This is a genomic window from Terriglobia bacterium (genome assembly GCA_032252755.1).
GTDB lineage: Bacteria > Acidobacteriota > Terriglobia > Terriglobales > Acidobacteriaceae > JAVUPY01.
This window is the reverse complement of the sequence record JAVUPY010000054.1, coordinates 121,119-130,102: the sequence shown is the minus strand read 5'-3', so window position 1 is coordinate 130,102 and position 8,984 is coordinate 121,119. Positions and strand designations below refer to the sequence as shown.

6 protein-coding genes are annotated in these 8,984 nt (G+C 57.5%); all 6 read right to left on the bottom strand.

Annotated features, from left to right (window positions below; genetic code table 11):
* The coding region (locus ROO76_13480) for a hypothetical protein (GenBank protein ID MDT8069171.1) at window positions 1-391 on the bottom strand (391 nt) is incomplete at its 3' end.
* 241 nt (window positions 392-632) lie between these two features.
* Entirely contained in the window at window positions 633-3,080 is a 2,448-nt protein-coding gene (locus tag ROO76_13475; GenBank protein ID MDT8069170.1) for an ATP-dependent Clp protease ATP-binding subunit, read from the bottom strand.
* Between the two features lie 226 nt (window positions 3,081-3,306).
* Entirely contained in the window at window positions 3,307-4,011 is a 705-nt protein-coding gene (locus ROO76_13470) for an ABC transporter ATP-binding protein (protein MDT8069169.1), read from the bottom strand.
* Window positions 4,012-4,265: 254 nt separating this feature from the next.
* On the bottom strand, window positions 4,266-5,132 hold the full coding sequence (locus tag ROO76_13465; GenBank protein MDT8069168.1) for an inositol monophosphatase family protein: 867 nt from the start codon (window positions 5,130-5,132) through the stop codon (window positions 4,266-4,268).
* Window positions 5,133-5,459, bottom strand: a complete 327-nt coding sequence (locus ROO76_13460) for a Sm ribonucleo-like protein (GenBank protein ID MDT8069167.1) — start codon at window positions 5,457-5,459, stop codon at window positions 5,133-5,135. It lies immediately after the preceding gene.
* A 97-nt stretch (window positions 5,460-5,556) separates the two neighbouring features.
* Window positions 5,557-8,877 carry a carboxypeptidase-like regulatory domain-containing protein gene (locus ROO76_13455; protein MDT8069166.1) on the bottom strand — a complete coding sequence of 1,107 codons (3,321 nt, stop codon included), beginning with the start codon at window positions 8,875-8,877 and terminating at the stop codon, window positions 5,557-5,559.
* Between the last annotated feature and the right edge of the window lie 107 nt (window positions 8,878-8,984).

Here is an 8,984-nt window from a genome sequence, read left to right as displayed (position 1 = left end):
GCGAAACGTGAATCGCGGCGACACACTGTCCCAAGTTCTTAAACCCTGAGCACGCATCCTGAGCGGTCATACCCTGCGGCAACAGCTTCTCCAGATTGCTGGAGAGCTTTGTGTTCTGGGTCAGAAGGTCCGAAGCGGTTTTGCCGGAAGCGTTCGCCATGGATACGTTGCCATGGCTCATGCCCATGGTTGACCCATTCGCGCCGCGCGAATTCATGCCCCCGCCCATGTCCGAGCCCATACCGGAGCCCATCGCACTGCCATGCCCCATGCTGCTTCCCATGCCCATTCCGCCCGTTCCAGCACCAGCGCCTGCGGGACGTCCCCCGCCATGCTGCGCAAACGCAAAGCTGGAAAGGGCCACAACTGCCAGGAATAACTTCAGTTTCATTGGTTGTTCCTCCTCAGGAAGTGGCCGTCAGAGTTTAACCCTGCTCCCGGATGTGAGTTGCTGCACAAAGGTGCCTCTTGGTAACTCAGATTTGGGTAACGGCGGTACATTGCACCGGAAACAAATGGCACTGAAGTGGGTAATGCTGGCGCAAAAGTAAAGCCCCCAGCTTTCGCCGGGGGCTCGCGTTTGTCGGAACCAAGCCCACCCTAGCAACAGAGGCTAGGATGGGGCACCCAAACTAACTGTACAGCAGGACTCCTTCTGTTGTCTCTTCTCCGACTGGGCGGTAGAAGAGCTGGTTATTCTCGAGGTAGACCTCAAGGAAGGCCGGCCGCGTCTTGATGGCGCCCTGGATGAGCGCTTCGGAGAGCGGGTCCTCGATGTACTTCTGTAACGCGCGGCGCAACGGACGAGCACCGTAGCTGCGATCGCTGGCGGTTTTGGCCAGGATCCACTTGCGGGCGTCCTCCGTCACCTGGATGGTGATGGAGCGCTGCGACAGGTTCTGGTTGAGCTGCGTGACCATCAGTTCCACGATGTGGATGAGGTCCTGCTCCGTCAGTGCCTGGAACAGAATCACTTCGTCCAGACGGTTCAGGAATTCAGGGTTGAAGACTTTTTTCACTTCCTGCTTCACCATCTCTTCAACCTTCTCGCTCACCGTGTCTTCGTGATCTGATTGGAAGCCGAGCCCGGTGCGCTTCATCAGGTGACGCGCGCCGATGTTCGACGTCATGATCAGGATTACGTTCTTGAAGTCGACCGTGTTGCCGAGGCCGTCCGTGAGCTGGCCGTCTTCAAACACCTGCAACAGGATGTTGAAGACGTCCGGGTGCGCCTTCTCAATTTCGTCCAGCAGGACGACCGAATAAGGCGCTCGCTTCACGCGTTCAGTCAACTGGCCACCTTCTTCGTACCCGACGTATCCCGGAGGCGAGCCGATCAGCTTGCTGACGCTGTGCTTCTCCATGTACTCCGACATGTCGAAGCGCACCAGCGACTTCTCGCTGCCGAACATGAACTGCGATAGCGTTCTCGCCACCTCGGTTTTGCCGACGCCTGTGGGTCCAAGGAACAGGAACGATCCGATGGGACGGTTGGGCGATTTGAGGCCCGCGCGCGAGCGGCGAATTGCCCGCGCCAGCGCGCTGATTGCCTTGTCCTGCGAGATAACTCGCTTGTGCAGCTCTTCCTCGATCCGCAGCAGTTTCTGCGTCTCTTCTTCCTTGATCGAGTTGACCGGGACTCCGGTCCAGCGGCTGACGACTTCCTCGATGTCCTCGCGGTTCACGACACCGGTCGAGGATTCGTCGAGATGATATTTGTCGCGAAGAGCGCGCAGGTTCTCGCGCTCTTTGCGTTCTTCGTCGCTGTAGAAGCGCGCCTTCTCGAACTCGTGGTTCGCGATGGCGTTCTCCATGCGATGGACGATGAACTTGATCCGCTTCTGAACTTCGGTGATTTCCTCGGGGAGAGCGGTCTGGCGCAGTTTTACGCGAGCGCCGGCCTCGTCAACGAGGTCAATTGCCTTGTCCGGAAGGAAGCGATCCGGAATGTAGCGGTTGGAATGCCGAACCGCGAACTCGATCGCTTCATCCGTGTAAGTCACGGCGTGGAATTTTTCGTACCGGTCCTTGATGCCGAAGAGAACTTTGATCGCGTCATCTTCGTTCGGCGGCGGCACCTTGACGGCCTGGAAGCGGCGTTCAAGCGAGCGGTCTTTCTCGATCGACTTGCGATACTCGCCAGGCGTGGTCGCGCCGATGCACTGGATCTCGCCGCGGGAGAGGGCCGGCTTCAGGATGTTGGCTGCATCCAGCGAGCCTTCCGCCGAACCGGCGCCAACCAATGTATGCAACTCATCGATGAAGATGATGGAGTTCTGTGACTCCATCAACTCCTTCATTATGGTCTTCAGCCGTTCTTCGAACTGGCCGCGATACTTCGTCCCGGCCACGATGAGTGACAGGTCTAGCGCAAGAATCCGCTTATCCGACAGGAACGACGGTACATCGCCGTCGGCGATGCGCTGCGCCAGGCCTTCCACGATGGCGGTTTTGCCAACGCCGGGCTCGCCGATCAGCACCGGGTTGTTCTTGGTGCGACGGCAGAGGATCTGAATGGCGCGCTCCACTTCCTGGTCGCGCCCGACCAGCGGGTCGAGCTGGTTATCCATGGCGGACTGGGTCAGGTCGCGCGAGAACTCCGCCAGCAGGGAAGATTCGCGCGAACGCTGCTGTTGCTGCGGGGCCTTCTCCTGCGTTGTACGGGCCAGCTCGTCGCGAACGGTCGAAAGACGCAGTCCGCGCTCGTGCAGAATCTCCGCGGCGAAGCACTTCTCTTCCCGCAGCAGTCCCAGCAGGAGGTGTTCGGTGCCGATATGCTTGTGCCCCAGCCGCTCCGCCTCTTCGGCGGCATACGCCAGGACGCGCTTGCACTCATTGCTCAGCGGGAGGTCGACCGAGGTCGAAACCTTCTCGCGAATCGTGGTATGACCTTCAATCTGCTTCCGAATCGATTCAACCGACGAATGCTGCCTGAGGAACCGGTTCGTAAGAGCCTTATCTTCACGCAACAAACCCAGCAACAGGTGCTCCGTTTCTATATACGGAGAACCGAACTGGCTTGCCTCATACCGCGCGAAGAAGATCACGCGCCTGGCCTTTTCCGTGTACCGTTCAAACATTTGTGTCTCCGAGCTCCTCGTCCCTGCCGTTCCGTCCCGTGACTTACATCCTCCGGGACTAGTTTCACAAGAACAGAAGCCTTGCTCCCTGCCTCACCCACTTCCGAGGTCGCCTTCCGGAACGGGAACTGAATTCCTTAACGGCGGCCATGCCCTGACGACGCTCCTTATTACAACCAATCCCTCCAAGAGGCTGCCCCTGGCAGCGCAAACTTGAAATCGGGCATTAACCCGAGAATGCTTCCGGCTGCAACTCATGTAAGCGCCCGGCCCGAAGTTCCAAAATTCTCGAGCAGCGGCGCGCGAACGCAAGGTTATGTGTGACTATAAGAGAGGTCAGCCGGTAGTCGCGATGTAGTCTGGCTATCAATTCAAAGACCGCTTCCGCCGTGCGGTTGTCGAGATCGCCGGTCGGCTCATCTGCCATCAACACCTGCGGTCCCGTTACCAATGCCCTGGCGAGCGAAACTCTCTGCTGCTCGCCCCCGGAAAGTTCTCCCGAACGGTGATGCCCTCGGTCCGCCAATCCGACCTCAGCCAGCCACTTTCGGGCCTCCGCCTCAGCTTTGCTTGTTGCCACCCCTCTCAGCAGGAGCGGCATAGCTACATTTTCGACCGCCGTGAACTCCGGCAGCAAGTAATGAAATTGCCAGACGTACCCGAGTTCCTTATTTCGGAACTCGGCTGCGGCCTCTTCCGAAAGCGTATTCAGACTGAGGTTGGCGAAGTGTACCTCACCTCCCGAAGACCTATCAAGCGCTCCGAGCAGGTGAAGTAACGTACTTTTGCCAGAGCCGGATTCTCCGACAATCGCCAGCATTTCTCCCTTTGTCACTTGGAAGGATAGGTTTTCAAAGAGCACCAGATCGGAGTCCCCTGAGCGGTACACCTTGCTTAGACCGTCCGCTCTGAGTATGACTTCCTCTATCATTGGATGCAGGATCAATTCCCCTCGGTGCAGTTTCGCACGTTGCCAGGCGCCTCGCTTTGGTCGTTTCGCCCTTCAACTACGCATTAAAACACGATTGAGCAATAAAGGATTGCTACTTTTTCGTGGTACGAAAGGGCCAACCCTTCCACGGTGGGGGTAAGTGGTTACTGTGGCCGACTCCACTGGTTACTATTGTCGATTGCATTTCCACAGAGCCGACCCAATTGGGCCTTCCAATCGACTTCTCCATGGCTTTATGGGTCGGTGATGAGGGATTTACTTCGGCTCTTCGCGTACTCTACCGGCGACGGGATCTGGTCTAAGCCGCGTCCGGCAAAGATCTCTGCAAAGTTTTCCATCAATTCAGGGTGCAGCAGCGTATTCGACGCCAGTGTTTCCGAACTGTCGATGCGCCAGGGCGACCCGTCAAATCGTGTCACCGTGCCACCAGATTCCTGCACGAGCAGCACCCCGGCCGAGGTATCCCAAGGGTTGAGGTTGAACTCCCAGAAGCCATCGTAGCGACCTGCGGCGACATTCGCCAGATCCAAAGCTGCCGATCCGGCCCGCCGCAGCCCATGCGAACGCAAGGTTAGCTGATGGTAGAAGTGGATGTTCGGGTTCTTATGACGCTTATGGCTGGGGAACCCGGTCGCAAGCAGCGCCTCGCTTAACGTCTTCGTCTTGGAAACGTGGATATCCCGCCCATTCAGAGCCGCGCCTTTGCCCTTTTCAGCGCTGAACAGTTCGTCCCGAGTGGGATCGTAAAGGACACCGGCGACGATCGTCCCCCGTGACTCAACTCCAAGTGAAACGCAGAATACCGGGAATCCATGAGCGAAATTGGTCGTTCCATCCAACGGGTCTACGTACCATCGAAAGTCGCTGCCGCTGTCTTTGCGCGTACCTTCTTCGCCCACGATGTCATGTGAGGGAAAAGCTTCTCGGATGCGTTGCACGATGAGCTTTTCGCTGGCGCGGTCCGCCTCGGTGACGAGATCGACGTCGCCCTTGTACTCGAACCCGATGCGCCGCTCGAAGTAGGTCATCAATAAATGGCCGGCCTCGCGCGCTATGGCGGTCATTCGCGGCAGCAGTTCGGTTTGTACCGAAGCCGGCATCTACTCCGCCGGATCCTCTTCCGTCCCGGTGGAGGCTTTTGGGCGCGGAGCGCGGCGGGGAGCATCTTTGCCGCCTTCTGAAATATAGAGAATCTCGCTCTTGAAGATGAACAGGTTCGGTGCATTGTCACGCGTCAGGCGAAGCATGTTGCGATCGTAATATTCGACCCAGCCGCGCACGATCTCGCCATCTCGTAACTTGATGCTCACCGGCTTCTGCTTTTCGCCGAGCATCTTCAGATAAGCAGCTTCCTGCATCGTCTCTTCCGGAGGCGGGGTCTTCCCTTTATGCGTGAGATTGGCAGAAGGAGTTGTGCGATAAGGCATGGCTTGATTTTACACGTTTGCTGATACTGTTTGATCGCAGGTGGAAGCGAAAAGATTGCGGGCGCACAAGGCGCCCGCAGAGGTGAAAACAACCGATTTAGAACGTCAACCGGATCTGGGTCTGGAGCAAGCGCGGCGAAGCGTCTGCGCCCAGGAACGACCCGTAGATCGAGGTTGGTGGATTGACGGTAGAGAAGATCGTCCCAAATGCCGGATCTGCTACGTCTCCCACCGGTTGATCGAAGTTGGGGTGATTGAAGACGTTGAAAGCAGTGATTCCGAAACTGATTCGGCCCGCTTCTCCCAGTGGCGAGAGGTGGAAGTTCTTCATCAGTGTCATGTCCGTGTCGAAGAACCGAGGACCACGAACCTGGTTACGACGCTGATTGCCGAACCCAACCGTGTCCGGAGTGAAGTTATTGGCCATGCCCGGGCAGGGCGAGGTGTTCAGTGCAGCGTACTGCGAGCCGCACGTGATCCCGCTGCCGCCGGACTGATTAGCGAACGTGGCCAGACCGCCGCCGCCCGCCAGAACTCCACCGTAGCCAAAGGCATTCAGCGCGGATCCAGTGCCGCTATCGACGACTGTGAAGGGCAGACCCGAGTGCCAGTACACCGTTCCACCAATCGTCCAGTCGCTGATAGCGCTCAACCAACCGTGTCTCACCGGAGAGCTGTAGACCCAGTTTCCGCTGAAGTTGTGGCGCACGTCGTAATCCGCGTTTCCGTACATGTTCTGGAAAACGTTGAACGGATTCTGCGGATTCGTAATGCTCAGGTTGGTGTTGAAGTTGAACGGCAACTGCTGCCCGCCGTTGGAGACGTAATCCATCGCGTGGCTCCAGGTGTAGTTCAACTGGAACTGCAAGGCCGATAGGCGCCGCAGGAACGAAACCACCATACCGTTGTAATTCGAGTTGTAGCCGGTCGACGCCTCGGTGATCTGCAGGAATCGCGGATCCATCGGCGCCGATGGAAGTCCGACGAATGGAGTGGGGCTGTAGGCGTTGATGCCATCGTTGTTGATCTGCTGCCAGATGCCGTGGTTGCCGACATATTGCAGGGTCAACGCGGTCTTAGCTCCAAAGCTGCGCTCGATCTGCAGATTCCACTCTTGCGTGCGTGGAACATGTATATCGTTCGCGGCATTGAAGAAGTTGGGCGCGCCGAAGCCCGGAACACCGGTAGTGAGACTCGCTAGCGTTGCTCCGTTCGCGAATCCGCTCTTGAGTGCCGCAGCGGCCGCCGCTGCTGTGCTTTGACCGTTACCCGCTGTGGCCGGTCCGAATGGAACCCCCGAGAAGGTAAAGCTGGGATCGCCCGGCAGGTTGTTCATCAGGCTATCCACGTAAAACGCCGGGATAATGCTGGAGAACAAGCCGATTCCGCCGCTCACCACCGTATTGTTCAATGGCTGCCAGCTGAAGCCGAACCGAGGTTGGAAGGTCCAAGGATGGTATGAACCCGGCAGGGCCTGGTGCTGGCCGGTGAGTATCGACTGGTTGTAAGGTGTGTTCACGTTGTGGTCAATGTTCACGAAGTTGTTGCCGAACCGGTTAAAGCAGTTGGTCTGGCATACCGGGTTGGAGTTGTAATCGGTACGGAGAGTCAGCGTCAGGTCGAGGTTATGACGCATGTGGATGCGATCCTCGCCGTAGAAGCCGAGGTTCCACAAGGCAACCGGTTGAGACAGACGCTCTGGGAAGCTCTGGCTGAAGTTCGAGGCCATCCCATTGTAGAAGTCGGTCATGGTTTCGCCGACAACGGCCGGGATAGAGCCTATGCCGGGGTCGAAATCGGAGATGTCGTAACGCGAGAAGTTCCCGCCGAATTTCACAGAGTTGCGCCCGAGGGTCCAGTTCATGTCGTCAACAAAACCGTACTGGGTGACGTTTCGACCTTGGGGGAAGACGTTGTAGTCATGGCCAATTCCGTACAGCGCGCCGCCGGCAAATGACACCTCCACCGGTTGCGCAGCCAGGGTTGCAGACTGATTCGGATAACCGAAGAGCGTCGAATAGTGGCTACCGTTGACGGTGAACGAATTCACGATGTTCGCACCTGCCGTGTGCGTCCATTGCACCTGGCCTTCGTCCTGCGGTTGATTGCTGGTTGCGTTGAAGATGGGATTGAGCGGATCGGTGTAAGTAGCCTGGAGGCCATGATCGGTCCGGTAGTGAATGAACATCTTGTCGTTGTCGCTGAAGTTCTGGTCGAAGCGACCCGTAAGCAGCCACTCGTGGGTCAGGGTGCTCACCGTGGAGTGCAATTGCAGCGCACACGGATTCGACGCTCCGAAATTTGGGTTTGTGAAGTCCTGGCAACCACCACCCGGGAGTGAATTCGTGGCACTTGCCGCGCCGGGAGCGCCGTTCCAGAAGTTGAACATGTTCTGGTACAGAGGCACCTCGCTCGGCTGCATTGTTCCCACGTTCGCCAGCACCGCATTCTGAAATGCCGGAGTCGGCAGGTTGATGGTTCTCGAAACCGGAACCATCACGCGCAGGCCTTCGGTATCCACGAAGAAGAACGATTTGTTCTTCTTGATGGGACCTCCCACCGAAGCCGCCCACTGGTTGTCGTTCACGAATCCACGGGGTGTCGCCGGAGAGTTTTGTTTATTGAAGTAATTGTTGGCATTCATAGCGCGACCATTCCAGTACCAGATCGCGTTGCCATGGAAGTTGTTAGTGCCGGATTTCGAAACGTAGTTCACGTTCGCGCCGGAGCTGAAGTACTGGCCAGAGTAACCGTTGTTGACTACAGTCGCTTCGCCCACATCGTTTTGTCCCAGCAAGACATTGGTTGCGCCAGAGTTATTCAGGCCCAGGAAGGGATCGTTTTCCGGTGCGCTGTTCACGGTGAAATTGTTGGTAGTGCCGCCAAGCCCGAAGGTCGAGAAGTTACCGTACCCGCCCTGCGTGTTCATACTCGCGCCAGGCGCGGTCTGGGCCACGTAGCTCAAATCGCCAGCACCGTTCGGCACGTATTCAATCTGCTGCTGCGACATGGTGGTCGAAACTTGCGGGTTCGCCTGCAAAACCGAGCCGTTCGCAACCACTTCTACCGTTTGCGAACTCGCGGCCACCGCAAGTTTTACGTTATTGGTCGAGACTTGCCCAACGGCTACTGAAACAGTTTGGGTTGCGGCCGCGTAGTTCGGAGCGCTCACCGCCACCGAGTATGTTCCCGGCGGCAGAAGGGCAAATTCATAGAATCCAGACCCATTGGTCGTGCGAGTCTGCGCAGCCCCGGTAGAAATATTCTTCAAGGTCACCTTGGCGCCCGGAACCACTGCGCCGGTGGGATCCGTCACCGTTCCCCGGACGTTCCCCTGGGTAATTGATTGTGCGTTCAGTTGCATGGCGGTGAATAGAACCAATGCCAATGCAACAAAGAAAGTTCGGCGGAACAACATGCATACCTCCGAAGGGCCCACTTAGAGCCGTTCTCGTGATCGGGGGCGGGTTGCCCGGCATGTTTGCTGGCGCTTCGGCGCCGATCACGGTTTTCTCGAACTTCAAC

What these genes read in the sequence shown, in the direction of transcription:
- ROO76_13475 (MDT8069170.1), bottom strand. Translation starts at nt 3,080, where the DNA reads ATGTTTGAACGGTACACGGAAAAGGCCAGGCGCGTGATCTTCTTCGCG.
- ROO76_13470 (MDT8069169.1), bottom strand. Translation starts at nt 4,011, where the DNA reads ATGATAGAGGAAGTCATACTCAGAGCGGACGGTCTAAGCAAGGTGTAC.
- ROO76_13465 (MDT8069168.1), bottom strand. Translation starts at nt 5,132, where the DNA reads ATGCCGGCTTCGGTACAAACCGAACTGCTGCCGCGAATGACCGCCATA.
- ROO76_13460 (MDT8069167.1), bottom strand. Translation starts at nt 5,459, where the DNA reads ATGCCTTATCGCACAACTCCTTCTGCCAATCTCACGCATAAAGGGAAG.
- ROO76_13455 (MDT8069166.1), bottom strand. Translation starts at nt 8,877, where the DNA reads ATGTTGTTCCGCCGAACTTTCTTTGTTGCATTGGCATTGGTTCTATTC.